Annotated in this window: 19 protein-coding genes; 8 read left to right on the forward strand and 11 right to left on the reverse strand. The window is 74.4% G+C overall.

The window, feature by feature from the left end:
• Window positions 1-2: 2 nt before the first annotated feature.
• Genes ftsW through rsmH form a run of 8 tightly spaced genes read right to left on the reverse strand, consistent with a single transcriptional unit; the run spans window position 3 to window position 10,740 of the window.
• Window positions 3-1,526: a putative lipid II flippase FtsW gene (gene ftsW, locus NRO40_RS07045; protein WP_232791044.1), complete on the reverse strand. Its 1,524-nt coding sequence runs from the start codon at window positions 1,524-1,526 to the stop codon at window positions 3-5.
• Between the two features lie 50 nt (window positions 1,527-1,576).
• Window positions 1,577-3,007 carry a UDP-N-acetylmuramoyl-L-alanine--D-glutamate ligase gene (gene murD, locus NRO40_RS07050; RefSeq protein WP_058941816.1) on the reverse strand — a complete coding sequence of 477 codons (1,431 nt, stop codon included), beginning with the start codon at window positions 3,005-3,007 and terminating at the stop codon, window positions 1,577-1,579.
• Window positions 2,989-4,059, reverse strand: coding sequence for a phospho-N-acetylmuramoyl-pentapeptide-transferase (mraY, locus tag NRO40_RS07055; RefSeq protein WP_058941815.1), 1,071 nt, complete (start codon window positions 4,057-4,059; stop codon window positions 2,989-2,991). Before mraY ends, murD begins: the two co-directional genes overlap by 19 nt.
• Window positions 4,056-5,486 carry a UDP-N-acetylmuramoyl-tripeptide--D-alanyl-D-alanine ligase gene (locus NRO40_RS07060; protein WP_058941814.1) on the reverse strand — a complete coding sequence of 477 codons (1,431 nt, stop codon included), beginning with the start codon at window positions 5,484-5,486 and terminating at the stop codon, window positions 4,056-4,058. The genes mraY and NRO40_RS07060 overlap by 4 nt, the downstream gene beginning before the upstream one ends.
• 4 nt (window positions 5,487-5,490) lie before the next feature.
• Window positions 5,491-7,176 (reverse strand): UDP-N-acetylmuramoyl-L-alanyl-D-glutamate--2,6-diaminopimelate ligase, encoded by a 1,686-nt coding sequence (locus tag NRO40_RS07065; RefSeq protein ID WP_058941813.1) that lies wholly within the window; start codon window positions 7,174-7,176, stop codon window positions 5,491-5,493.
• Between the two features lie 16 nt (window positions 7,177-7,192).
• On the reverse strand, window positions 7,193-9,187 hold the full coding sequence (locus tag NRO40_RS07070) for a peptidoglycan D,D-transpeptidase FtsI family protein (RefSeq protein ID WP_257375352.1): 1,995 nt from the start codon (window positions 9,185-9,187) through the stop codon (window positions 7,193-7,195).
• Window positions 9,188-9,190: 3 nt separating this feature from the next.
• Entirely contained in the window at window positions 9,191-9,766 is a 576-nt protein-coding gene (locus NRO40_RS07075; protein WP_408057075.1) for an FtsB family cell division protein, read from the reverse strand.
• A gap of 47 nt (window positions 9,767-9,813) precedes the next feature.
• Window positions 9,814-10,740 (reverse strand): 16S rRNA (cytosine(1402)-N(4))-methyltransferase RsmH, encoded by a 927-nt coding sequence (rsmH, locus tag NRO40_RS07080; protein ID WP_408057076.1) that lies wholly within the window; start codon window positions 10,738-10,740, stop codon window positions 9,814-9,816.
• Between the two features lie 477 nt (window positions 10,741-11,217).
• Here rsmH and NRO40_RS07085 point away from each other — a divergent pair, with 477 nt between their 5' ends.
• The 4 genes from NRO40_RS07085 to NRO40_RS07100 all read left to right on the forward strand — a co-directional run bounded on the left by NRO40_RS07085 (window position 11,218) and on the right by NRO40_RS07100 (window position 16,754).
• Window positions 11,218-11,763, forward strand: coding sequence for a beta-class carbonic anhydrase (locus NRO40_RS07085; RefSeq protein WP_058941379.1), 546 nt, complete (start codon window positions 11,218-11,220; stop codon window positions 11,761-11,763).
• A gap of 217 nt (window positions 11,764-11,980) precedes the next feature.
• On the forward strand, window positions 11,981-13,009 hold the full coding sequence (locus NRO40_RS07090; RefSeq protein WP_058941378.1) for an AAA family ATPase: 1,029 nt from the start codon (window positions 11,981-11,983) through the stop codon (window positions 13,007-13,009).
• Window positions 13,009-14,337 (forward strand): DUF58 domain-containing protein, encoded by a 1,329-nt coding sequence (locus NRO40_RS07095; protein ID WP_058941377.1) that lies wholly within the window; start codon window positions 13,009-13,011, stop codon window positions 14,335-14,337. Before NRO40_RS07090 ends, NRO40_RS07095 begins: the two co-directional genes overlap by 1 nt.
• Entirely contained in the window at window positions 14,334-16,754 is a 2,421-nt protein-coding gene (locus tag NRO40_RS07100) for a transglutaminase TgpA family protein (protein ID WP_058941391.1), read from the forward strand. The genes NRO40_RS07095 and NRO40_RS07100 overlap by 4 nt, the downstream gene beginning before the upstream one ends.
• A 936-nt stretch (window positions 16,755-17,690) precedes the next feature.
• On the opposite strand, the gene NRO40_RS07110 is transcribed toward NRO40_RS07100, so the two are convergent.
• The 3 genes from NRO40_RS07110 to NRO40_RS07120 form a co-directional block, all read right to left on the reverse strand.
• Entirely contained in the window at window positions 17,691-18,083 is a 393-nt protein-coding gene (locus NRO40_RS07110; RefSeq protein ID WP_058941376.1) for a DUF3040 domain-containing protein, read from the reverse strand.
• A gap of 248 nt (window positions 18,084-18,331) precedes the next feature.
• Window positions 18,332-19,108 carry a methyltransferase gene (locus NRO40_RS07115; protein WP_058941375.1) on the reverse strand — a complete coding sequence of 259 codons (777 nt, stop codon included), beginning with the start codon at window positions 19,106-19,108 and terminating at the stop codon, window positions 18,332-18,334.
• Between the two features lie 23 nt (window positions 19,109-19,131).
• Entirely contained in the window at window positions 19,132-19,602 is a 471-nt protein-coding gene (locus NRO40_RS07120) for an SAV_6107 family HEPN domain-containing protein (RefSeq protein WP_107115044.1), read from the reverse strand.
• Window positions 19,603-19,958: 356 nt separating this feature from the next.
• Between NRO40_RS07120 and NRO40_RS07125 the strand changes: the two genes are divergently transcribed.
• From NRO40_RS07125 to NRO40_RS07140, 4 genes are all read left to right on the forward strand, one after another.
• Window positions 19,959-21,026 carry an ATP-binding cassette domain-containing protein gene (locus tag NRO40_RS07125; RefSeq protein WP_058941373.1) on the forward strand — a complete coding sequence of 356 codons (1,068 nt, stop codon included), beginning with the start codon at window positions 19,959-19,961 and terminating at the stop codon, window positions 21,024-21,026.
• On the forward strand, window positions 20,998-23,085 hold the full coding sequence (locus NRO40_RS07130; protein ID WP_058941372.1) for a YhgE/Pip family protein: 2,088 nt from the start codon (window positions 20,998-21,000) through the stop codon (window positions 23,083-23,085). The genes NRO40_RS07125 and NRO40_RS07130 overlap by 29 nt, the downstream gene beginning before the upstream one ends.
• 38 nt (window positions 23,086-23,123) lie before the next feature.
• Window positions 23,124-23,732 carry a TetR/AcrR family transcriptional regulator gene (locus NRO40_RS07135; protein ID WP_058941371.1) on the forward strand — a complete coding sequence of 203 codons (609 nt, stop codon included), beginning with the start codon at window positions 23,124-23,126 and terminating at the stop codon, window positions 23,730-23,732.
• Window positions 23,733-24,262: 530 nt separating this feature from the next.
• Complete coding sequence (locus NRO40_RS07140) at window positions 24,263-25,786, forward strand: phytoene desaturase family protein (protein WP_232791003.1); 1,524 nt, start codon at window positions 24,263-24,265, stop codon at window positions 25,784-25,786.
• The last annotated feature ends 6 nt before the right edge of the window (window positions 25,787-25,792 follow it).

Below are 25,792 nucleotides of genomic sequence, written 5' to 3' on the forward strand. Positions count from 1 at the left end.
ATTCACCGCTCTCCGGACGGGCGCTTCTTGACGCGCCGTCGCATCGACTTCCATCTCACCCCGGCCCACCCGCCGAACCGGGGCTCTCGGCCGGCCAGGGCCGCTTTCGCGGCGGGCTCGTCACGCGCGAAGGCGATCAGCAGCCCGACGGCGAACATGGTCGGCAGCAGGGCGGAGCCCCCGTAGGAGAACAGCGGGAGGGGGACACCTGCGATCGGCAGCAGACCGAGCACCGCACCGATGTTGACCACGGCCTGGGCCGTGATCCAGGTGGTCACGCCTCCCGCGGCGTACCTCACGAAGGGGTCCTCCGTGCGTCCGGCCACGCGAATACCCGCATAGCCTAGAGCCGCGAAGAGGGCGAGCACCGACAGCGTCCCCGCCAGACCCAGTTCCTCCCCGGTGATGGCGAAGATGAAGTCGGTGTGTGGTTCGGGGAGTTGACCCCATTTTTCCACACTCGCACCCAGTCCGGATCCGAACCATCCACCGGACGCCAGGGCGTAGATGCCGTGCACCGCCTGCCAGCAGGCGTCCCCGGGGCCCGGTTCGGTGGCGCCGATGCAGGCGATGCGCGACATGCGGTTGGAGCTGCCCCGGATCAGGGCGACGCCGATGACGCCCGCGACGGCCAGGACGCTGACGAAGAGCCGCGTGGGGGCGCCGGCGAGCCAGAGCAGGCCGAAGAGGATCGCCGTCAGGATGATCGCCGTGCCCATGTCGCCCCCGAGCATGATCAGCCCGAGCAGCAGGAAGGCCACCGGCACGAGCGGCACGAGCAGGTGCTTCCACTGCGTGAGGAGCCGCTTGTCCTGTTTCCTGGCGAGGAGGTCGGCACCCCAGAGGATCAGCGCGAGCTTGCCGAACTCGCTCGGCTGCAGCTGGAACGGCCCGCCCAGGTAGATCCAGTTCTGGTTGCCGTTGACCGCGTGCCCTATGCCCGGGATCTGCACCAGGACCATCAGGAAGACGGTGCCCACGAGCAGCGGGTAGGCCAGGGCGCGGTGGAGCTTGACCGGCATGCGCGAGGCAAGCAGCAGCAGGGCGGTGCCGATGACGGCCGCGACGAACTGCTTGCGGAAGAAGTACGAGGCCGGCAGGGACAGCTCCAGCGCCTTGATGATCGACGCCGAGTACACCATGACGAGGCCGAGCACCGTGATGAGCATGCTGGCGCCGAGGATCACGTAGTACGCCGTGAGGGGCCGGTCCCACGCCCGGCGTGCGCGCTCGTACGACCGGCGCAGGCGGTTGCCGCGGGGCGGCCGCCCCGCGCCCGGCGTACGCGCGCGGCCGCGCGGGACGGCGGCACCGCGCGGGCGCGCCGTGCGGGTGCGCAGGGCCAGCCCGGACACGCCACGCGCCCCCGCGGGCGCGGCGGCCGGAGCGGCGTCCGGGAGGGCGGCGCCGGCGGGCGCGAGCGGCGGAGGCGGAACGATCCGGCGCACCACCGCGGCGAGCAGCGCGCGCGGGCTGCCCGGCGGGCCCGGTGTCGGGCGTACGTCGGCGGTGTGCTCGGCGCGCATGGTCGCTGTCCCCTCCAGTCGTGTCCGGCGCCGCCGGACCTGGTGGCTGGTCAGGCGTCTTCGGCGGCGAGTGCGCGGACGGCGTCCGCGAACGCCTCACCCCGCTTGTCGTAGTTGACGAACATGTCCATCGAGGCGCAGGCCGGGGCGAGGAGCACCGTGTCGCCCGGCCGGGCGAGCCGCGCCGCCTCCCGGACCGCCGCCGCCATCGCCCCAGTGTCGGTCCGGTCGAGGTCGACCACCGGCACCTGCGGGGCGTGTCGCGCGAGGGCTTCCGCCACGAGGGCGCGGTCCGCGCCGATGAGGACGACCCCGCGCAGCCGCGCGGCCGACCTGACGACGAGCTCGTCGAAGGTGGCGCCCTTGGCGAGGCCACCGGCGATCCAGACGATGGGGTCGTACGCGGCGAGCGACGCCTCCGCGGCGTGCGTGTTGGTGGCCTTGGAGTCGTCGACGTACGCGACGCCGGCGACCTCCTCGACGAACTCGATGCGGTGCGCGTCCGGGTGGAAGGCCCGCAGGCCCTCGCGGACGGCCGCCGGCTCCACGCCGAAGGCGCGGGCGAGGGCGGCGGCGGCGAGGGCGTTGGCGATGTTGTGCGGGGCCGGCGGGTTCACGTCGGAGACCTGCGCCAGCTCCTGCGCCTGCTTCTGACGGTTCGCCACGAACGCGCGGTCCACCAGGATGCCGTCGACGACGCCCAGCTGGGACGGGCCGGGCGTGCCGAGGGTGAAGCCGATCGCGCGGCAGCCCTCCTCGACATCGGCCTCCCGCACCAGGTCCTCGGTGGCGCCGTCGGCGGCGTTGTAGACGCAGGCGACCTGGTTGCCCTCGTAGATACGGCCCTTGTCGGCGGCGTACGCCTTCATCGAGCCGTGCCAGTCGAGGTGGTCGGGCGCGAGGTTCAGCACGGCCGCGGAGTGGGCGCGCACGCTCGGCGCCCAGTGCAGCTGGTAGCTGGACAGCTCGACGGCGAGGACGTCGTACTCCTCCTCGCCGAGGACGGCGTCGAGGAGCGAGACGCCGATGTTGCCGACGGCCGCGGTCCGCAGCCCGGCCGCCTCCAGGATGGAGGCGAGCATCCGGACCGTGGTGGTCTTGCCGTTGGTGCCGGTGACGGCGAGCCAGGGGGCGGCGTCGGGGCCGCGCAGGCGCCACGCCAGCTCGACGTCGCCCCACACCTCCACGCCCGCCTCGGCGGCCGCCGCGAACAGCGGCTTGTCGGGCTTCCAGCCGGGCGTGGTGACGACCAGTTCGGTGCCCTCCGGCAGGGTCGCCCCGTCGCCGAGGCGGACGGTGACGCCCTCCGCCTCCAGCTGCGCCGCCTGCGTGCGGGAGCGCTCGTCGTCGCCGTCGCTGACGACCGTGACGCGCGCGCCGAGGCCGGCGAGGACGCGGGCGGCGGGGATGCCGCTCACGCCCAGGCCGGCGACGGTGACGTGCTTGCCCTGCCAGGAGGTACTCACTTGTCGGCTGCCCATCCCGCGTAGAAGAGGCCCAGACCCACGATGACGCACATGCCCTGGATGATCCAGAACCGGACGACGACGAGGACCTCGGACCACCCCTTGAGTTCGAAGTGGTGCTGGAGCGGGGCCATTCGGAAGACCCGCTTGCCGGTCATCTTGAACGAGCCGACCTGGATGACGACGGACATGGTGATGAGGACGAACAGTCCGCCCAGGAGGGCGAGCAGCAGCTCCGTGCGGGAGCAGATCGCCAGGCCCGCGAGGGCGCCGCCGAGCGCGAGCGAACCGGTGTCGCCCATGAAGATCTTGGCGGGCGAGGTGTTCCACCACAGGAAGCCGAAGCAGGCGCCCATCAGTGCCGAGGCGACGACGGCGAGGTCGAGCGGGTCGCGCACCTCGAAGCAGGCGTTCGGGTTGGTGAGCGTCTTGGCGTTGGCGCAGGACTCCTGGAACTGCCAGAGGCCGATGAAGGTGTACGCGCCGAAGACCATCACGGAGGCACCGGTCGCGAGGCCGTCGAGGCCGTCGGTGAGGTTCACGCCGTTGGACATCGCCAGGATCATGAACAGCGCCCAGACCACGAACAGCACCGGGCCGATGGTCCAACCGAAGTCCGTGATGAACGACAGCTTCGTGGAGGCCGGGGTCAGTCCGCGCTTGTCGGAGAACTGCAGGGCGAGGACGGCGAAGGCGATGCCGACGATCAGCTGGCCGGCCATCTTGGCCTTCGCGCGCAGACCCAGGGACCGCTGCTTGACGATCTTGATGTAGTCGTCGAGGAAGCCGACGAGGCCCATGCCCGCCATGAGGAAGAGCACCAGGAGGCCCGAGTACGTCGGGTCCTCGCCGGTGATGACCTTCGCCAGGGCGTAGGCGATGAGCGTGGCCAGGATGAAGGAGATGCCGCCCATGGTGGGCGTGCCCTTCTTGCTGCCGTGCGTGCGCGGGCCGTCGTCCCGGATGAACTGCCCGTATCCCTTGCGGGCCAGGAGCTTGATCAGCAGCGGCGTGCCGATCAGGGTCAGGAAGAGCCCGATGGCTCCCGCGAAGAGGATCTGCCTCATCGGCCGGTGACCTCGCCCTCGGTGCTGTTCCCGAGCAGTGCCTGGGCGACCCTCTCGAGCCCGACCGACCTGGAAGCCTTCACCAGCACGACGTCACCCGGGCGCAGTTCACTGCGCAACAGGTCGATCGCCGCCTGCGCGTCGGACACGTGCACCGACTCCTCACCCCACGAACCCTCGTTATATGCGCCCAGTTGCAGCCAGGACGCTTCCCTGCCCCCGACCGCGACGAGCTTGCCGACATTGAGCCGGACGGCGAGCCGTCCGACCGCGTCGTGCTCGGCGAGCGCCTCGTCGCCGAGCTCGGCCATCAGGCCGAGCACCGCCCACGTACGTCCACCCCTGGCCCGTGCGGCCTCGCCCATGGCTGCCAGCGCGCGCAGGGCGGCCCGCATGGACTCGGGGTTCGCGTTGTAGGCGTCGTTGACGATCGTCACACCGTCCGGACGCTCGGTGACCTCCATGCGCCAGCGGGAGAGGGAGCCCGCCTCGGAGAGCGCGGCGGCGATCTCGTGCACGGGCATGCCCGACTCATGGGCGACGGCGGCCGCGGCGAGCGCGTTCGACACGTGGTGCTCACCGTACAGGCGCATGGTCACGTCGCTGCACCCGGTGGGTGTGTGAAGGCGGAAAGCGGGCTGTCCGGTCGCGGTGAGACGGACGTTTTCGGCACGTACGGCCGCTTCCGCCGACTCCCCGAAGTACACGACGCGCGCCTTGGTGCGCGACGCCATGGCCTTCACGAGCGGGTCGTCGGCGTTGAGGACGGCGATGCCGCCCTCCTCCGCCGGCGGGAGAGCCTCGACGAGTTCGCCCTTCGCCTCGGCGATCCGCTCGCGTCCGCCGAACTCGCCGATGTGGGCGCTGCCGACGTTGAGGACGAGGCCGATGCGGGGCGGGGTGAGTTCCGTGAGGTAGCGGATGTGACCGACGCCGCGGGCGCCCATCTCCAGCACGAGGTGCCGGGTCTCCTCGGTGGCCCGCAGGGCGGTCACCGGGAGGCCGATCTCGTTGTTGAGGTTGCCTGCCGGCCAGACGGTGGGGCCCTGGCGTCGCAGGAGCTGCGCGATGAGGTCCTTGGTGCTGGTCTTGCCCGCCGAGCCCGTCAGGGCGACGACGGACGTGCCGAGCCGCTCGACCACGGTGCGGGCGAGCGCGCCGAGCGCGGCGGTCACGTCGGGCACGACGATGGCCGGGACGCCGACCGGGCGGGTGGCCAGCACGGCCACCGCTCCGGCCTCGACGGCACCCCGGGCGTAGTCGTGCCCGTCGACGTTCTCACCGCTGAACGCGGCGAAGAGACTGCCGGGCTCGACCTGGCGGGAGTCGTAGACGACGGAGCCGGTGACCTGTGCCGCCGGATCCGGTATGTCGTGCGTCTGCCCGCCGACGATTGCGGCGATCTCGGTGAGGGAGAGGGCGATCACTTCTTCATCCCTGACTGTTCTGGATGGCTTCCCGCAGGACCTGTCGGTCGTCGAAGGGCCGTACGACGCCTGCGATGTCCTGGCCCTGCTCGTGGCCCTTGCCCGCGACGAGCACGGTGTCGCCCGGGCGGGCGCGGGCCACGGCTGCGGCGATGGCGGAGGCCCGGTCGGCGTCGACCACGACGGTGCCCCGCTCGTGCGCGGGGACCTGGGCGGCTCCGGCGAGCATCGCGGAGAGGATCGCGAGGGGATCCTCGGAGCGCGGGTTGTCGGAGGTGAGGACGGCGGTGTCGGCGAGGCGCGCCGCGGCGGCGCCCATGGGGCCCCGCTTGGTGACGTCGCGGTCGCCGCCGCAGCCGAGCACGATGTGCAGCCGGCCCTCGGTGACCTTGCGCAGGGAGCGCAGGACCGACTCGACGGCGTCGGTCTTGTGGGCGTAGTCGACGACCGCGAGGTACGGCTGGCCGGCGTCGACCCGCTCCAGCCGCCCGGGGACGCCCGGCACGGCGGCGACGCCGTCGGCGGCCCGCTGCGGGTCGACGCCGGCGACGGCGAGGGTGACGACGGCGGCGAGGGTGTTGGCGACGTTGAACGGGCCGGGCAGCGGCGCGGTGGCGCTGATGTGCTCGTCCTTCGGGCCGACGATGGTGAAGGTGCTGCCGAGGGGGCCGGAACGGACGTCCCGGGCGCGCCAGTCGGCGTCCGGGTGGCCCTCGGCGGAGAAGGTGACGACGGGGACGGTCGCCTCGGTCACCAGCCTCCTGCCGTACTCGTCGTCGAAGTTGACGACTCCCTGGCGGGAGCGGCGCGGGGTGAACAGCTGCGCCTTGGCCTGGAAGTAGTCCTCCATGCCGGAGTGGAACTCCATGTGCTCCGGGCTGAGGTTGTTGAAGACGGCGACGTCGAAGACGCAGCCGTCGACGCGGCCGAGCACCAGGGCGTGGCTCGACACCTCCATGGCGACGGCCTCGACGCCGCGTTCGCGCATGACGGCGAAGAGCGCCTGGAGGTCGGTCGCCTCGGGCGTGGTCCGCTCGGACTTGACGCGTTCGTCGCCGATGCGCGTCTCGACGGTGCCGATCAGGCCGGGGCTGTGGCCGGCGGCCTTGAGCCCGCCCTCGACGAGGTAGGCGGTGGTCGTCTTGCCGGACGTGCCGGTGATGCCGATCTGGAGCAGGTCGGCGCCCGGGCGGCCGTAGATGTCGGCGGCGAGTTCGCCCATCCGGCCGCGCGGGTCGTCGACGACGAGGACCGGCAGGCCCGTCGCGGCGGCGCGGTCGGCGCCCGCCGGGTCGGTGAGGACGGCGACGGCTCCGAGGCCGGCGGCCTGGTCCGCGAAGTCGGCTCCGTGGGCGCGGGCACCCGGCAGCGCGGCGTACACGTCTCCGGGGCGCACGGCCCGTGAGTCGTGGGTGATGCCGGTGACCTGCCCCTCGTACGGCCGGTGCGGCTCGTGCGGAGCGGAGGCTCCCACCCGGGCGGCGAGTTCGCCGAGGGGGGTGGGGCGGACCTGGGCCGGACGCGGCGCTCCCGGCTGTTTCGCGGGGGCGTCCTTGCCGGTGCTGGGGGACTGATCAGGGTGTGGCACGGCGGTGAGCGTACCGGGCGCACCCGGGATCGGGCTAAATGAGGCCGCCGGGTCGCGGCCGTCGCCGGGCCGGTTCCCGGGGTCGGGCGTGATCGTTGTCACTGGTGGCTCCCTCGGCTCAGGCGCCGGGTGTGAAGGTGACCGGCATGCGCGGGGGCTGCTTCCCGGTCGGTGCGACGTGCAGGGTCTTCAGGGCGAACTCCATGACCTTCTTGTGGACGGGGCCGCAGATCTGGCCTCCGAAGTAGCTGCCCTGGGTGGGGTTCTGGATGGCGCAGTAGACGGTGAGCTGCGGGGCGTCGGCCGGGGCGAAGCCCGCGAAGGAGGCCGTGTAGCCCTTGTACCGGCCCAGTTGCGGGTCGACGCGGTTGGCGGTGCCGGTCTTGCCGGCGACGCGGTAGCCGGGGATGGCGGCCTTGGTTCCGGTGCCTTCCTGGTCGTCGACGACCGATTCCAGCATGGCGGCGAGGGTCTTGGCCGTCTTCTCGCTGACGACACGCGTGGTGCCGGGCGCCGGGGCGGGGGTGAAGCGGCCGTCGGGGCCCCTGGTGCCGCGGACGAGGGTCGGAGCGACGCGTACGCCGCCGTTGGCGATGGTGGAGTACACGGACGCGGCCTGCATCGCGTTCAGGGAGAGGCCCTGGCCGAAGGGGATCGTGTACTGCTGCGAGGTGTTCCAGTCCTTCGGCGCGGCGAGGATCCCGGAGGTCTCACCGGGGTAACCGAGGCCGGTGGGGCTGCCCATGCCGAACTTGCGCAGGTACGAGTGGAGGACGCGGTTGGCCGCCGCCTGGTCGGGGCCGAGCTGTCCGGTGGCGAGGATGGTGCCGATGTTGGACGACTTGGCGAGGACGCCGTTCAGCGTCAGGTACCAGGTGGGGTGGTCGATGTCGTCCTTGAACAGCCGGTCGCCGCGGTGGAGCCGGTTGGGCACGACGACGTGGGTGCCGGGCGTGGCGACGCCCTCCTCCAGGACGGCGGCCATCGACATCACCTTGGCGGTGGAGCCGGGCTCGTAGGCGTCCTGGAGGGCGGCGTTGCCCATGGCGGTGGAGTCGGCCTGGGACAGGTCGTTGGGGTCGAAGCCGGGGGCGTTGGCCATCGCGAGGACCTCGCCCGTCCTGGTGTTCTGGACGACGACGTAGCCGCGGTCGGCGCGGGAGGCGGCGACCTGTTCGGAGATGGCCTTCTGGGCGGCCCACTGGATGTCGCGGTCGATGGTCAGTTCGATGTCCGAGCCGGGCACGGCGGGCGTCTCGCGGGCGCCGGCGGTGGGGACGCGGCGGCCGCCGGAGTGGGCGTAGGTGATCTTGCCGTCCCGGCCGGCGAGTTCCTCGTCGAGCATGGACTCCAGGCCGCCCGCGCCGCGGCCGTCGGCGTTGACGTAGCCCAGTATCCCCGCGCCGAGCGTGCCGTTGGGGTAGACCCGCTTGCTGCTGCGCTCGCTGAGGACCCCGGCCAGGACGCTGACGCCCGGGCCGCCGCGCGCCTTGTCCTCGCGGGCCTTCTTGGCGAAGAGGGTCCGCAGGTCCTTGATCTGGTTCCACACCTGCGGCGTCTGCTTGCGGGCCAGGACGGCGTAGCGGGGCGAGGGCGGGGACTTCAGGGTGCGGACGAGCTCGGCGGGGTCCTTGCCAAGGATGGGCGCGAGGAGGGCGGCGGCCTGTTCGGGCGCGTCGGGGACCTTGCTCTCCTGCGGGGTGAACATCTTGGGGTCGGCGGTGATGTCGTACGCGTCGACGCTGGTGGCGAGGGGCACGCCGGAGCGGTCGGTGATCTCGCCGCGCTCGGCGGCCAGCTTGTGGCTGAGGTAGCGGTTCTTCTCGGCCTTGGCGGCGTAGGCGGAGGCGTCGACGGCCTGGACCTGGAGGAGCCGTACGACGAAGGCCAGCATGACGAGGGTGAGGCCGAGGCTGACCAGGCGCAGACGGGGGCGCGGGTTGCCGAGCCGGAGCGGTCGCGCCGGTCCGCCGGGCCGGGGGGCCGCCGGGCCGGGCCGGCGCGCGGCGGGGCGGGCGCCGGAGCGCTGGGGGCGGCCGTCGCCGCGCCCGGTGGGGCGCCGGGCGCCCGAGGGGCGGGGGACGCGGCGGCGCGGAGGTTCCTGGGAGGGCACTGCTCACCTGCCGGGGGGCGTCGGGGCCGGGGCCGCGGGGGGCGGCGGGGTGGTCGTCGCGGGGGTCGGCGTCGGCGCCGGGGTGGCCGTCGCGGGGTCTGTCGGCGCGGGGGGCGCGGACGTCGCCGTGTCGGGGGCCGGCTCCGCCGTCGGGGCCGGGGCGCCGGCGTCCGGGGCGGCATCGGGTGCGGCGGCGTCGGGGGGCGCGAGCACGGGGACCGGGGCGGCGGCGCCCGCCGGGGACGGGCCCGTGTCCGGCCCGGGGGTGGGGGCCGGGCTCGGCACGCCGCGCACCGTGCCGTCCGGCTCCAGGAAGACGGGACCGCCGCCGGGCACCATGCCGAGCTCGCGGGCCCGGCGCTCCAGCGCGTCGGGCGCGGAGCGCTCGTCGACGTCCCGCTGGAGCGCCTGCTCCTCGTCGGTGAGTTCGGTGGTCTGACGCCGCAGCTCGGAGAGGCGGAAGGAGCCCTGGCTGAGGGAGGTGTTGAGGAGCAGGAGCCCGATCAGCCCACCGCCGAGGAGCACGACGACGAGCAGGACGAAGGGGGTGCGGGCGGCGGTGTTCGGCCCGGACGGCATGAACCGGGCGAGCCGGGCCGCGCGCCCCTTCAGGGGTCCTGCCTTCGTCACACGTCCTCCCTGATCCGTTCCGCGCCGCGCAGCCGGGCCGGCGCGGCCCTGCGGTTGCGGGCCACCTCCTCCTCGCTGGGAAGTTCGGCGCCCCGGGTCAGGAGCTTGAGCCGCGGCTGGTACCGCTCGGGGACGACCGGCAGGCCGGGCGGGGCCGTGTTGGCGGCGCCCGCGGCGAAGACCTGCTTCACCAGCCGGTCCTCCAGCGAGTGGTACGACAGGACGGCGACGCGGCCGCCCACCGCGAGGGCCCCCACCGCGGCGGGGACCGCCCGCTCCAGCACCGCCAGCTCACCGTTGACCTCGATACGCAGGGCCTGGAAGGTCCGCTTGGCCGGGTTGCCGCCGGTCCGCTTGGCGGCCTGGGGCAGCGCGTCGCGGATGAGTTCGACCAGACGGGCGCTGCGGGTGAACGGCTCCTTCTCGCGCTCGCGCACGACGGCGGCGACGATGCGTTTGGCCTGCTTCTCCTCGCCGTACGCGCGCAGGATCCGCACCAGCTCGCCGGGCGGGTAGGTGTTGAGGACCTCGGCGGCGCTGACGCCGGTCGTCTGGTCCATGCGCATGTCGAGGGGGGCGTCCTGCGCGTAGGCGAAGCCGCGGTCCGCCTCGTCGAGCTGCATGGAGGACACGCCCAGGTCGAACAGGACGCCCTGGACGCGCGGCAGGCCGAGCTCGTCGAGCACGTCCGGCAGCTCGTCGTAGACGGCGTGGACGAGGGTGGCGCGGTCACCGAAGCGGGCGAGGCGCTCGCCGGAGAGGCGCAGGGCCTCGGTGTCCCGGTCGAGGGCGACGAGCCGCGCCCCGGGGAACCGGGTCAGCAGGGCCTCGCTGTGGCCGCCGAGGCCGAGGGTGCAGTCGACGACGACCGCGCCGGGCCGCTCCAGCGCGGGGGCGAGCAGGTCGAGGCACTGCCGGAGCATCACGGGGACGTGCCGGGTGTTGCCGTCCGGCCCTTCGCCGCCGTCCTTGTCGGGGAGCTCCACCGGATCGGTACCGGCGGTACCCCCATCGCGCCCTGTCATCTGCCCTCTCAGGTCCGGCGCGGCGTACGTACCGCCGGGCCACCGGCGCCGGAGAGGGCCTCGGCCGACCGGCGGGCGGAGGAGGCCGAGCCGTACATGCCACCGCACACGCGGAGGAGAATCTGCGGATATCGCTCGGAAATCGCTCAATGTCTCCGTGAACTCCGCGCCACTCTAGTCCACTCCCCCGCGCGGTCAATCAACCGGCCTGCGCGTCGCCCGGGGGGTGTGCGCGGGTGGAGCAACCGGGACGAATCACTCGTACGGCCGTCCGGGGCCGGGCACCTGTGGAGTAGCTCACAGCACGCCTCATTGACGACCTTTGTCCGCTCTCACCGCGCGCCCCCCAGGGCGGTGACCATTAACGTCGTAGCCATGTCGACTTCCGCGCACCTCTCGACCGACTCCGGCTCCGTCCCCGCGGGTGAAGGAGTCACGGACCGCCTCGTCGAATCGAACCGGCGGTACGCCGAGCAGTTCACCGACCCGGGCATGGACGCGCGCCCCGTGCTGAAGGTGGCCGTGGTGGCCTGCATGGACGCCCGCCTCGACCTGCACGCCGCGCTCGGCCTCCACCTGGGCGACTGCCACACCATCCGCAACGCGGGCGGTGTCGTCACCGACGACGTCATCCGCTCGCTCACGATCAGCCAGCGGGCACTGGGCACCAGGAGCGTCGTGCTCGTGCACCACACCGGGTGCGGCCTGGAGAAGATCACCGAGGGCTTCCGCGACGAGCTGGAGCAGGAGGTCGGGCAGCGTCCGACCTGGGCGGTGGAGGCCTTCCGCGACGTCGACCAGGACGTGCGGCAGTCGATGCAGCGGGTGCGCACCTCGCCGTTCCTCCAGCACACCGGCGACGTGCGGGGTTTCGTCTTCGACGTGACGACCGGCCTGCTGCGGGAGATCGACCCGGCCTGACCGGGCCGCGAGCAGCGGACCAAGAGGCGGAACACCGGACATATCACCTGCCGTTGTCCACAGCCGAGTGACACCGCGCTGTACGCCAACAAGAATGCGGGGGTGACCACCTGCTCCGGACCGCCGGAAAGGCTCCGTGGGCGGTGTCCGTGTCTCTGGGTGGGCCGTGCCGTTCCGTCATGCACCGGCCCATGAACGAAGGGCCGAGGAGGGCCGGGTGACGACCTATGACGATCGAGCGAGCCTCGCGGATCTGACCACCACAGCGGAGCGTGTCCGCCGGTCGGTGGAGGGTGTGATCGAGGGCAAGCCGGAGGTCGTACGGCTCTCGCTGACCGTACTGCTGGCCGAGGGGCACCTCCTGATCGAGGATGTGCCGGGCGTCGGGAAGACGATGCTCGCGAAGGCGCTGGCGCGGTCCATCGACTGCTCGGTGCGGCGCGTACAGTTCACGCCCGACCTGCTGCCGTCGGACATCACGGGCGTGTCCGTCTACGACCAGCAGCGGCGCGAGTTCGAGTTCAAGCCGGGCGCGATCTTCGCGCAGATCGTGATCGGCGACGAGATCAACCGCGCCTCGCCGAAGACGCAGTCCGCGCTGCTGGAGTCGCTGGAGGAGCGCCAGGTCACCGTCGACGGGCACTCGTACGAGCTGCCGAGCCCGTTCATGGTGGTGGCCACGCAGAACCCCGTGGAGATGGAAGGAACGTATCCGCTGCCGGAGGCGCAGCGGGACCGCTTCATGGCGCGCGTCTCCATCGGCTACCCGAGCGCCGAGGCGGAGCTGCGGATGCTCGACACGCACGGCGCCGTGTCGCCGCTCGACGACCTCCGGCCGGTCGCGCACGCGCACGACGTCCTGCAGCTGATCGACACGGTCCGCGGCGTGCACGTGTCGGACGCGGTCCGGCGGTACGCGGTGGACCTGGTCGGCGCCACACGCGTCCACCCGGACCTGCGGCTGGGCGCCTCCCCGCGCGCGACGCTGCACCTGCTGCGCGCCGCGAAGGCGACCGCCGCGCTGGACGGCCGCGAGTACGCGCTGCCGGACGACCTGCAGGCGCTGGCCGTGCCCGTGCTCGCGCACCGGCTGCTGCCGACGGCGCAGGCCCAGCTCAACCGGCGGACGGCCGAGCAGGTCGTCCTCGACATACTCCAGCGCACGCCGGTGCCGGCGGTCGCGCAGCAGCCCGTCGGCGACGCCTTCTTCGGCGGTCAGCGCCAGCCCGGCCTGCGGCGGCTGTGATGGCGGCCGGGGGGCCCGCCGCACCGGACGGCGCGGTCGGGGGCGGTCTGCGGGGCGCCCTCGGTGGGCTGACCACGCGCGGCCGGTCGTTCCTGGCGGCCGGGCTGGCGGCGGCGGCCTGCGCGTACGTGCTGGGCCAGCCGGACCTGCTGCGGGTGGGGCTGCTGCTGGCGGCGCTGCCGCTGGTGTGCGTGACCGTGCTGTACCGCACGCGGTACCGGGTGACGGGCAGCCGGCGGCTCAGCCCGCAGCGGGTGCCCGCGGGCGCCGAGGCGCGGGTGCGGCTGCGGATGGACAACGTCTCGCGGCTGCCGACCGGGCTGCTCATGCTCCAGGACCAGGTGCCGTACGTGCTGGGTCCGCGGCCGCGGTTCGTCCTGGACCGGGTGGAGCCGGGCGGCAAGCGCGAGGTCTCCTACCGGGTCCGCTCCGACCTGCGCGGCCGCTACCCCCTGGGCCCGCTCCAGCTGCGGCTGAGCGACCCGTTCGGGATGTGCGAGCTGACGCGGTCGTTCAGCTCGTACGACCTGCTGACGGTCGTGCCGCGCTCGGAGCCGCTGCCGCCCGTGCGCCTGGCCGGCGAGGCGCCGGGGTACGGCGACGGACGGCACAGCTCGCTGGCGCAGGTCGGCGAGGACGACGTGCTGCCGCGCGAGTACCGCTACGGCGACGACCTGCGCCGGGTGCACTGGCGCTCCACGGCCCGCTACGGCGAGCTGATGGTGCGGCGCGAGGAGCAGCCGCAGCAGGCCCGCTGCACGGTGCTGCTGGACACGCGGGCCGGGGCGTACGACAGCGCCGGGCCGGACTCGGCGTTCGAGTGGGCGGTGTCGGGCGCGGCGTCGGCCGTCACGCACCTGCTGGAGCGCGGCTACGCGGTGCGGCTGCTGACGGACTCCGGTGAAGCGCTGCCGGGCGACGGCTCCGACGGGTACGCCGCTCCGGGGCACGACGCGGCGGATTCGGCGGGTCTGATGATGGACGCCCTGGCCGTCGTCGACCACTCGGCCGGGACGGGCCTGGACGGCGCCCACGACGTGCTGCGGGCCGGCGGCGAGGGGCTGCTGATCGCGTTCCTCGGGGAGCTGGACGAGGCGCAGGCCGAGCTGGTCGGCCGGATGAGACGGCGCAGCCGGGCGGCCGTCGCCTTCGTCCGGGACGACGGCGCGGGGTCGCGGGACGCGGTACGGCTGCTGCGGGAGGCCGGCTGGTCGGCGTCGGCCGTACGGCCGGGCGACTCGCTCGCCGCGCTGTGGCGGCAGGCCGGGCGGGGCGCCGCGGCGGCCGCCGGCGGTGGGACGACGGGCTTCTCGGGGGGTTGGTCATGAGCGGTGGCGTGCGTCTCACCGTGTGTGCCCTGATCGCGACGGTGACGGCGGCGTGCGCGCTGCTGCCGCTGGTGGGCGAGGTCGGCTGGTTCGTCCAGGCGGCGCTGATGCTGGCGGTGGTCGGCGGTGTGGGCGCGGTGGCCCGGCGGGTGCCGGTGGCGCGTCCGCTGACGGTGGCCGCGCAGTTCGCGGCGGGCCTGGTGCTGCTGACGGTGGTGTTCGCCCGGGAGCAGGCGCTGGCGGGGGTGCTGCCGTCGCCGGCCGTGTTCCAGCGTTTCCATGCGCTGCTGGAGGCGGGCGTCCAGGACGTCGGCCAGTACGCGACCCCGGCCCCGGCGACGGACGGCATCCGGCTGATGCTGGTCGGCGGTGTCCTGGTGATCGGCCTGGCGGTGGACGCGTTGGCGGTGACCTTCCGCAGCGCGGCCCCGGCGGGGCTGCCCCTCCTCGCGCTGTACTCGGTCGCGGCCGGCCTGTCGGGCGGCGGCGGGGCGAGCTGGCTGTGGTTCCTGCTGGCGGCCTCCGGGTACCTGGTGCTGCTGCTCGCCGAGGGCCGGGACCGGCTCGCCCAGTGGGGCCGGGTGTTCGGCGGTCCCAAGGCCCGGCCGGGCGGCCCGGCGGCTTTCGGGACGGCGGACGGTTCCGCGCCGGCCCCGCTGCGCACGGGGCGGCGCATCGGCGTGCTGACCCTCGGCATCGCGCTGGCCGTCCCGGCGGTGCTGCCCTCGCTGGGCGGCGGGCTGCTCCACCCGGACGGCGCCGGCGAGGGGGCGGACGGCGGGACGATCTCCGCGGTCAATCCCCTGGTGTCGCTGCAGAACGACCTGAACCAACCGAAGGACCGCGAGGTCCTGCGGTACCGCACCAACGCCCCGGACGGCTCGGGGCTGTACCTGCGGCTGGTCTCGCTCGACCGGTTCGACGGCACGTCGTGGAAGACGTCCGTGCGCGCCGTGGAGGACGTGCCGCCGCGACTGCCGCAGCCGACCGGTCTGAGCGACCGGACGGGCACGACGGAGATCCGCACGAACATCTCGGCGGCGGGCGGCTACGAGCAGAAGTGGCTCCCGATGCCGTACCCCGCGACCACCGTGGACGTCGAGGGACGCTGGCGGTACGAGCCGGTCGGCCGGATGCTCGTCGGCGACGACGGGCAGACGACGAGCGGCGTGCGGTACTCGGTGAGCAGCCTCGTCCTGCGGCCGACCGCCGCGCAGCTGGCGGCGGCTCCGCCCGCGCCGGGCACGCTGCTGCGCGAGTACACGCAGGTCCCGGACTCACTGCCGCGGGACGTCAAGGCCACGGCCCTGGAGGTCACCGCGGGTGCGCGGACCGACTACGAGCGTGCCGTGCGGCTCCAGGACTGGTTCGCGACCGAGGGCGGCTTCCAGTACGACACGACGGTCACGTCGGGCACGGGCGTCGGCGCGATATCCCGGTTCCTGAAGGACAGGAAGGGCTTCTGCGTCCACTACTCGTTCACGATGGCGGCGATGGCCCGCACGCTGAACGTGCCCGCGCGGGTGGCGGTCGGCTTCATGCCGGGGACACCGTCCGCCGACGGCACGGTGTCGGTGGGCATCAGGGACGCGCACGCCTGGCCGGAGCTGTACTTCGAGGGGGTGGGCTGGACCCGGTTCGAGCCCACGCCGTCGCGCGGCTCCGTCCCGGAGTACGCGATGTCGGAGGACCCCGTGGGCGACCGGCCGGGCCCGCAGGAGACGGCACAGCGCCCGTCGGCGGCCCCGTCGGCGGTGCCGTCGCCGCTGGACAGCTGCGCGCCGGGCGTGACGGGCGCCGAGGGGTGCCCCGGGCCGGTGCCGCAGGGCGCGCAGCCCTCGTCCGGCTCGGGTTTCCCGCTGGGGCCGGTGCTGCTGGCGGTGGGGGCGGCCGCGGCGGTCGTCCTGCTGCCGCTGACGCCGCTGCTGTGGCGGCGGCGGGTGCGGGCCCGGCGGCTCGGCCTCGGCGGCCGGGCGGGCGCCGACCCGGCGGTCCGGACGCTCGCCGTGTGGCAGGAGGTCGTGGACACCGCCTGGGACCACGGCGTCCCTCCGGACGACTCGCTCACCGCGCGCGGTACGGCCGCGCGGCTGGTGCGCGAGGGCGGGCTGGAGGGCGAGGCGGCCCAGGCGGTCCACCGGATCGCGGGCGCGGTCGAGCAGGTGCTGTACGCCCCGGCGCCGCGCGCCGCGGACGGCCTGGTGGAGGACGCCGGGCGGATCCACGCGGGCCTGCAGGCGGCCGGTACGCGCGGCGGCCGGCTGCGGGCGACGCTCGCGCCGCGGTCGGCGGCCCGGGTGGCCTGGGCGCTGTCGGCGCGCCGCACGGCGATCGCCCGGCGCTGCTCGACCCACCGCGAACGGCTCGCGACCCGCGTGGCCGCCTCGCTCCGCCGCCCGTCCCGCCAGCGCGGCTAGCCGGGCCGGCGGCGTGCCGCTGGGGCGCCGCCGGGCCGGAGAGACTCGGCGGCGGGCTCGTAGCACCTGCGCCGGGCCTCGGGAAGCACGAGCCCGGCCGAGGGCACGGCCCCGGGCCGGAGGGCGCGCCGCTGGGGCCGAAGGACTTGCCGCCGGCCTCGGAGATGTGCGACGCCGGGCTTTGAGGCGCGGCCGGGCTTGGAGACGCGCCGTCGACCCCGGGAAGCGGGGACCCCGGGGCTGGGGGCGCGGCGCCGGGCTCCCGCCGCTGGAGCGAGCCGGAGGGCGCGGGGGCGAGGGCTTGGAGACGCGCCGCCGGCTCACAGGCGTGCCGCCGGATGCAGGAAGAGCGACACCCGAGCTGGGGCCCGGCGCGCCGGGTGCGGCGGGCGTGCCACCGGGCCGGAGGGCCCGCGCCGCCGGGTCCAGAGGGCACGCCCCGGGGCTTGGCTTGGCGCGGCGGTGCGGGGCCGGGTGGCGGCCGGACGGCGTGGCCTGGCGGGCCGGGGGTCGGTGCGCGGCGACCGGGTGGCTCGGTGACGCCGGCTGCCGGGCCCGGGTGCCGGCCCGGGCGTTGGAGCGGGTGCCGCGACCTGCCGGACCCGAGGGGCGCGGGCCGCGTGTCCCGCCGGGCGGCGGAGCTGACGGGAGCCGGGGCAAGGGCTCGGGTGGCCGGCCGGGCGGGGCCGGTAGGGGCGGCATGCCCCGTACCCGGACGTACCAGGACCGAACGCGGGTGGTCGCGGCCCGGCGGGCAGGGGTCGGACGGCCTTCACACCCTCCGCCGGCCCGGAACGGGCACCGTGGCGCCGTGGTGGCGCGCCTCGTCCGGCCGTGGGACCGGACGGGGCCCGCCGTCGCGGAGCCGGAGTGCACGACGAGGGGTGACCGCGTCGCGGTCACCCCTCGGTCAGGTCGTGTGCTGCTGTGCGCCCGTCAGTGTCCCTGTTCGTCGCGCCGTTGCTGCCAGCGCTGCTCGATCCGGTCCATCATCGAGCGGCGCTGCCGGTTCCCGCGGCCGTGGACCGCGGCTCCGGCGGTGGGCTGCTCACCCGGCTTGGGTGCCTTGCGCCAACCAGTGACCGCCAGGACCGCGCAGCCGAGCATGACGAGGAACCCCACCACGCTGATCCAGATCTGCTGGGCGACCATTCCGGCCATGAGGAGCGCGATACCCACCAGGAATCCTGCGACCGCCTGGTAGACCCGTCGTCGGGTGTACGTACGCAGCCCGCTTCCCTCGAGCGCTGTCGCGAACTTGGGATCTTCGGCGTACAGCGCTCGCTCCATCTGCTCGAGCATTCGCTGCTCGTGCTCCGAGAGCGGCACGGAGTCCTCCTCATCGTCGGTCGCGGGGGCGACCGGTATGCGACCCTTCCAGGATAGGCAGGGAATCGTCCCCGTGAAACCCGCCCTCAATGCCAATTCGCCGATCGGGCCGCCATGCCGGTTCGGCTGGTGAGGCGTTGATTCCCCAACCTCCGAACCGTCATGCCGGATGGTGTCCCTCGATCATACGGGGATCCTGGCGCGATCGGGGCGGCTGTGGCCTACTCCATCCGCCGCTGCGCCCCTGATCAGGCCCCCTCGTCGGACCGGTCCCGCTTTTCTCCCAGGACGTGCAGCTGGGTGGCGACCGAATGGAACGCGGGGAGTTCCGCGGCGGCCGCTTCCAGCCGGTTCAGGGCGTCGATGGCGCCGGGCTCGGTGTCGACCAGGACGCCCGGGACGAGGTCGGCGAAGACCCGCACCCCGTGCACGGCGCCGACCTCGACTCCGGCGGCCTCCACGGCCGCGGTGATCTGCTCGGCCGTGAAACGGCGCGGCACCGGGTCGCCCTCGCCCCAGCGGCCGGACGGGTCGGTGAGCGCCCGGAGGGCCTCGGTGAAGTGCCCGGCGAGGGCGCGCGCCAGGACGGCGCCGCCGAGCCCGGCCGCGAGCAGGCTCAGCGCGCCGCCGGGGCGGAGGGCCGCGACGGCGTTGCGCACCCCTTCGGCGGGGTCGTCGACGTACTCCAGCACGCCGTGGCACAGGACCGCGTCGAACCCGGCGCGCGGGACGACGTCGAACAGGTCGTGGATGTCGCCCTGGACGCCGCTCACCCGGTCGGCGACGCCCGCCTCGGAGATGCGGCGCTCCAGCGCGAAGAGGGCGTTGGGGCTCGGGTCCACGACCGTGACGCGGTGGCCGAGGCGTGCGACGGGCACGGCGAAGTTGCCGCTGCCGCCGCCGGTGTCCAGGACGTCGAGGCTCTCCTTGCCGGTCGCTTTGACCCTGCGGTCGAGAGCCTCCTCCAGGACATCCCACACCACGGCGGTACGGAGGGAGGCACGGGGGCGCTGCGGGTCCGACACGGCAGTTGACTCCTCGGTGACTGTTACGAACGGTCCCAGCCTATGGCCTCGGGGGCGGTCCTCGGCCGCGGTGTCGGCGGTCGCAGCCCGAGCAGCCGCTCGACCAGGCGCAGGAACATCCCGACGTCGCGCACGAGGTCGTCGGCGTCCCGCGCGGTGGCCGCGCCGCGTATGCCCGCCTCGGCGCGGGCCCTGCGGTCGGCACCGGAGGCGAACAGGGCGCTCCACTCGGCGAGCTCGGGCGCCGTCTCGGTCAGGATCTCCCAGGCGGTGCGGATCGGGCGGCGCCGGCGCGGGTCGGTCTCGGGGCGGCCGCGCACGGCGAGGACCGCGGCGGCGGTGCGCAGGGCGGCCAGGTGGGCCGTGGCGTAGCGCTCGTTGGGGTCGGCGAGGGTGCGGGCCTCGGCGAGGCCGGCGTGGGCCTGGGCGAGCAGGTCGAGGGCGGCGGGTGGGGCCGGGGAGCGGCGCGGGACGGGGTGGACGTCGCTCGCCATGACGGACCTCCTGTCGTCGTGGACGGCGCTGCGGCCGTGTGGTTCCCATGGTGCGGGGCGGCACTGACAGTGGGTCGGGGGCGGTTTTGCCTCGGGTGGCGGACCCTTGTAGCTTTTGAACTGACTGGTCAGTTCAAAGAGGTTGGGGGAGGTTCGTGGAGAGCCCGGACAACGAGGCCGGTTCCGCTGGGACGAGGCCCGGGGGCCGCCCGGCGAGGAAGAGGAAGCCCGTGCCAGGGTCGCGGAAGCCCACGTCGGGGCGGGTGAAGCCCACGTCACGACCGGGGGCGTCCGCGCCGGGGTCGGGGGCGTCCACCACCCGGCCGGGTACGCCCACCACCCGGTCGGGGGCGGCCGTGAGAGCCGAGGGGTTCGGGCTCAAGGGCCCGCGCGGCTGGGCGTTCCGGGGCGTCGGCGTGGACGCCGCGCCCGGCAGCCTCGTCGCGCTGGCGGGACCCTCCGGGTCCGGCCGCACCTGCCTGCTGCTCGCCCTCACCGGCCGGATGAAGGCGAGCGAGGGGCACGCCGACGTCGACGGGGTGCGCCTGCCGCGGAAGATGGCCGCCGTACGGAAGATCAGCGCCCTGGCGCACGTGCCGGGCGTCAGCGAGCTCGACCCGGCGTTCACCGTCGTCGAGCACCTGCGGGAGGCCGCGCTGCTGCGCCGCCGCTTCGGCGGCTCGCCGCTCGCGCTGTTCCGCCCGCGCGCCGAGCGCGCGGCCGAGAACCGGCGCCGGGTGGAGGCCGCCCTGGAGGCGGTCGCCCTGGACCCGGAGACGCTGCCCAAGGGCGAGCGGACCTCCGTGCGGGACCTGGAGCGCCTGGAGGCGCTGCGGCTCTCCGTGGCGCTGGCGCTGCTGAGCGAGCCCCGGCTCCTCGCGGTGGACGACGCCGACCTGAAGCTGGGCGACGCCGACGAGGCGGCGGCCTGGGCGATGCTCCGCTCGGTCGCCGACAGCGGCGTCACCGTGCTGGCCGTGTGCACCGAGACGCCCCGGGAAGCGGACGTCGTGGTCCGTACGGACGGCAGCGCCCAGACCGCCGCCGGCGGCACCGCCACGGGCACGAGGCCCACCGCGGAGGGTCCGGGAGCCGAGCGCACGGAAGCCGGACGCACGGAAGCGACGGGTCCCGCAGCTGCGGGCCCGGGAACCGGGCGCGCAGTACCCGAGAGCCCGGAAACCGCCCTCGGGAAACCCGAGCGCACGGAAGCCGAGCGCACGGAACCCGAGCGCACGGAACCCGAGCGCACGGAAGCGACGGGCCCCACAGCTTCGGGCCCGGACGCCGAGGCTCCGGAAGCCGCCACGGGTGCGGACGAGGCCCCCGCGGAGGACGGGGCCCCGGGCGAGGGCACGAGCAAGGACACCGACGACAACGAGGAGGGGGCGGCCGATGCGCTCGCCGAAACTGGCCGCGCTTGAGCTGAGGCGGTTCGGCCGGGGCAAGCTGCCGCGTGCCGCGCTCGTCGCGATCCTGCTGCTGCCGCTGCTGTACGGCGCGCTGTACCTGTGGTCCTTCTGGGACCCGTACAGCAGGCTCGACCGGCTCCCCGTGGCGCTCGTCAACGAGGACAAGGGCGCCACCGCGGACGGCAAGAGGATCGAGGCCGGCGACGACCTCACCAAGGGGCTGCGCGAGAGCGCGGTCTTCGAGTGGCACGAGGTCAGCGACGCCGAGGCCCGCCGGGGCGTCGAGGACGGCCGGTACTACCTGTCGCTGACGATGCCGGAGGACTTCAGCGCCCGCATCGCCTCCAGTTCGGGGAACACGCCGGAGACCGGCGCCCTGCGGGTACGGACCAACGACGCGAACAACTACATCGTCGGCCAGATCTCGCGGACCGTCTTCTCCGAGGTCCGCACCGCCGCGTCGACGAAGTCCTCCCGCACCTTCCTCGACAAGATCTTCATCTCCTTCTCCGACATCCACGACGCCACGGAGAAGGCCGCCAAGGGCGCCAACGACCTCAAGGACGGCGTGGGCGAGGCGAAGAAGGGCTCCAGGAGCCTCGCCGACAACCTCACGAAGGCGAAGGACGGCACCGCCGAGCTCGCCGCCGGTCTGAAGAAGATCGACGCCGCGGCGGGGAAGCTGACCACCGGCAGCCGCAAGGTCGCCGACGGCACGCAGCAGCTCGCCGACCGGGTCAACGGAGTGGCGCCGAAGGTCCGGCCGTACCTGCGCGACAACGGCAAGCAGATCGGCGACGCCGCCCGGCTGGTCGCCGACTCCTCCAAGGGCGCCCGCAACAGCCTGGACACCATCGTCAAGCTCGGCCCCGGGGCCCGCACCGGCGCCCACAAGGCCGCCGACGGCCTGACCGCGCTGTACGCCAAGCGGTGCGAGGGCGAGCCGGTCGTGGACGAGACGCTCTGCGCGGAGCTGAAGAAGGCGAAGGTCGCCTCCACCGACGTGTCCGTGATCGCCGACGACCTCGCCGTGCTCGCGGAGGACAGCGGCGGCGACCTGAAGAAGCTGGACGCCCACCTCGCCGACCTCCAGAAGAAGGCCGAGGCCCTCGCCCGGCGCGCGCCGACGCTCAGCGGCGACGTGGACTACGCCATCGCCCGCATCAACGAGCTGAACAGCGGCGCCCACCGCGTCGCCTCGGGCATGGCGCAGCTGCACGCCGGCATCACCAAGAGCAAGGACGGCGCCGTCGCGATCGACGCGGGCACCGGCAAGCTCAAGAAGGGCGCCAACGACCTCGACGGCGGCCTGTTCAAGATCGCCGACGGTTCCACCGAACTCGCCAGCGGCCTCGACAAGGGCGTCGCGCAGATCCCCGACTACGACAAGCAGGACCGCGACCGCCGGACCGAGGTCATGGCCGACCCGGTCAAGCTGGCGTCGCAGTCGATGCACAAGGCGGCCAACTACGGCACCGGCTTCGCCCCCTACTTCATCCCGCTCTCGCTGTGGGTGGGCGCCATGGTGGCGTACATGCTGATCCAGCCGATGAACCGGCGGGCCCTCGCCGCGGGCGCCTCCGCCTGGCGGATCGCGTTCGCCGGCTGGCTGCCCGTCGCCGCGATCGGGCTGCTCCAGGTGGGCGCGCTCATGGCGGTGCTGCACTGGGGGCTCGGCCTGCGGATGGCGCGCGCCGCCGGGACGGTCGCCTTCCTCGCCCTGGTGACGTGCTGTTTCGCGGCGATCATCCAGTGGCTGAACGCCCGGTTCGGGGCGGCGGGTCGGATCCTGGTCCTGGCGCTGCTGATGCTCCAGCTGACCTCGGCCGGCGGTACGTACCCCGTACAGACCAGTCCCGGGTTCTTCAACGCGATCCACCCGTTCCTGCCGATGACCTACGTCGTCGAGGCGCTGCGCCGGCTCATCACCGGTGGCGGGCTGGACCCGGTCTGGCAGGGCTGCGGGGTCCTCGCCGCGTTCACGCTGGGGGCGCTGGCGCTGACGGCGCTCTCCGCCCGCCGCAAGCAGGTGTGGACGTTCGACCGTCTGCACCCCGAGCTGAGCCTGTAGGGCCGGAAGGAACGCCGAGACCTGTGAGAATCGACGCCATGGACACCCAGAGCACGCGCCGGCAGGCCACCCGCACCAAGCTGTACGAGGCCGCCGTGACCCTCATCGCCGAGCAGGGCTTCTCGGCGACGACCGTCGACGAGATCGCGGAGCGCGCAGGGGTGGCCAAGGGCACGGTCTACTACAACTTCAAGAGCAAGACCGAGCTCTTCGAGGAGCTGCTGCGGCACGGCGTCGGACTCCTCACCGCCTCGCTGCGCACCGCCGCCGACGAGACGGCGGCGCGCGGCGGGACGCGGGTCGAGGCGCTGGACGCGATGGTCCGCGCCGGTCTGGTCTTCATCGACCGCTACCCGGCCTTCACGCAGCTGTACGTCGCCGAGCTCTGGCGCACCAACCGGGCGTGGCAGTCCACGCTCCTCGTGGTGCGCCAGGAGGCGGTGGCGGTGGTGGAGACGGTGCTGCGGGAGGGCGTCGAGAACGGCGAGCTGAGCGAGGACATCGACATCCCGCTGACGGCGGCCGCGCTGGTGGGCATGGTCCTTGTGGCGGCGCTCGACTGGCAGGCGTTCCAGCGGGAGCGGTCCATCGACGACGTGCACGCGGCGCTGTCGCGGCTGCTGCACGGCCGCGTGAGCGGCCGCTGACGCTCGGGCGCGGGAACGCCCGGAGGTAGCCGGGGCGTTCGCGGCCGCGGGGGCGTTCGGACGTACGGGAGCGCCGGTCCGGCGAGGCTCGATCCCCCCGAGCCCCGCCGGACCGACGCGTTCCCCCGTACTTCCCCCGTGGGGCCCGGTCCTTCCCCCGTGGGCCCCGCTTGCTTCCCCCGTGGGGCCCGGTCCTTCCCCCGTGGGCCCCGTGCTTCCACGGACCCCGGTCGTCCTCGGGTCCGTGCGGGTGGGTGCGCGGCGCCGGTTCCGCCGCCCCGTGTCGGCGGTGCCGGCGCCGCGCGCCCTCCGTGGTCCCCACTCTTCCGTCCGGGCGGGTCCGCGCCCATCCGCGCGCCTACTCATCCGGCGCCCTGAGTACGGGTACTCAGCCCTCCGCCCCCGGGCCCACTCGGCTCCCCTGCCGCCTTGCGACGATCGCGTCCGCGTCCGTACTCCCCCGCCCTCACCGCCGTACGGCCGGTGGCCGCCCGGCAGGGCTCGCGGAGGGTGCTTATAGAGTCCCTGGCATGGCACGGATTGCGGTGATCGGCGCCGGGATGGGCGCCATGGCGGCGGCCGCCCGGCTGGCCGTGGCAGGCCACCGGGTGACGGTGTACGAGCGGACGGGGACGTACGGCGGAGCGGTGCGCCGGTTCGCCCGCGACGGGTTCGGTTTCGACACGGGGCCGGGTCTGCTGCACCTGCCCGCCGTCTACCGGGACCTGTTCCTCAAGACGGGCAAGGAGCCGCTGGAGCGCTGCGTCGAACTGACCCAGGTGGACCCGGCGAGCCGGCACGTGTTCCCGGACGGTACGGCGGTGTCCCTGCCGAACGCCTCGCGGTCCGGCACCGTCGAGGCCCTCGACGGCGCGCTGGGACCGGGCTCGGGCGACAGGTGGGCGGCGTTCCTGAACCGGGCCCGCGACGCCTGGGACCGCTCGCGGCGGCCGCTGCTGGAGGAGCCGCTGCCCGCCGACGTGTCGCCCCTGACCCGGGACCCGTACCCGGCGCCCAGGACCGGGCTGCTGCGTCGCGGCGCGACGACGGTCGCCGAGGTGGGGCGGCGGGAGCTGCGCGACGAGCGGTTGGCCGCCCTGCTGGACGGCTACGCGCTGGCGTACGGCCTCGACCCGGCGTCGGCGCCGGCGTCGGCGGCGGTCCTACCGTACATGGAGCAGACCTTCGGGAGCTGGTACGCGCGCGGCGGGATGCGGGCGCTGGCCGACGCCGTGTACGAGCGGTGCCTGGCGCGGCGGGTCGCGTTCGTGTTCGACGCCGAGGTGACCGAAGTGGTGGAGGAGGGCGGCCGGGCCGCGGGCGTGGCGCTGGCGGACGGCCGTGCCGTGGAGGCCGACCACGTCGTCGCGGGCGCTCCGGTGCCGGCGCTCTACCGGGACCAGGTCGTGACGTGGCAGCGGCAGGACGAGTGGCCGCGGTACCAGACCGGTGCCGCGACCGGGCGGGTGACCGTGTGTCTGGCGCTGCGCGGGGCGCGGGAGGCGGGTGCGGCGCACCGCACGGTGGTGCACTCCGCCGACCCGGCCGGGGAGCGGGCCGCCCTGGCCGGCGGGGCGCCGGGCGCGCGGCCGACGGTGGTGGTGCTGCGTCCGGACGACGACCTGCTGCGGCCCGACGGGCACGAGGCGGTCACCGTCACGGCGACGGTCCCGGCGGGCGGCGTCGACGGGCCCGGCGGACCGGGCGGCGCGGGCGCGTGGGGCGGCGGCGAGGAGGCCGTCGCGGCGTTCGCCGACCGGATGGTGGAGGCGGCCGGGGCCGCCGTACCGGGGCTGCGCGAGCGGCTGCTGTGGCGCGAGGTGCGCACCCCCGCCGACACGGCGACGGAGACCGGCGCGGCCTGTGTGCCGGGGCCCGCGCTGGCGGGGGTCGGCGGCGCGTTCCTGCCCGCCGCCAACCCGGCGCCGCTGCCCGGCCTGTACTTCGCCGGTGGCTGGTCGCACCCGGGCGGCGGGCTCGCGCACGCCGGGATGTCCGGCGCCCTCGTGGCGGGCCTGATCGTGGAGGGCGCGGACTTCCGCGGCTCGCGGTAGCCCGTG

Origin of the sequence: Streptomyces changanensis (assembly GCF_024600715.1) — a bacterium.
GTDB classification, from domain to species: Bacteria; Actinomycetota; Actinomycetes; order Streptomycetales; family Streptomycetaceae; genus Streptomyces; species Streptomyces changanensis.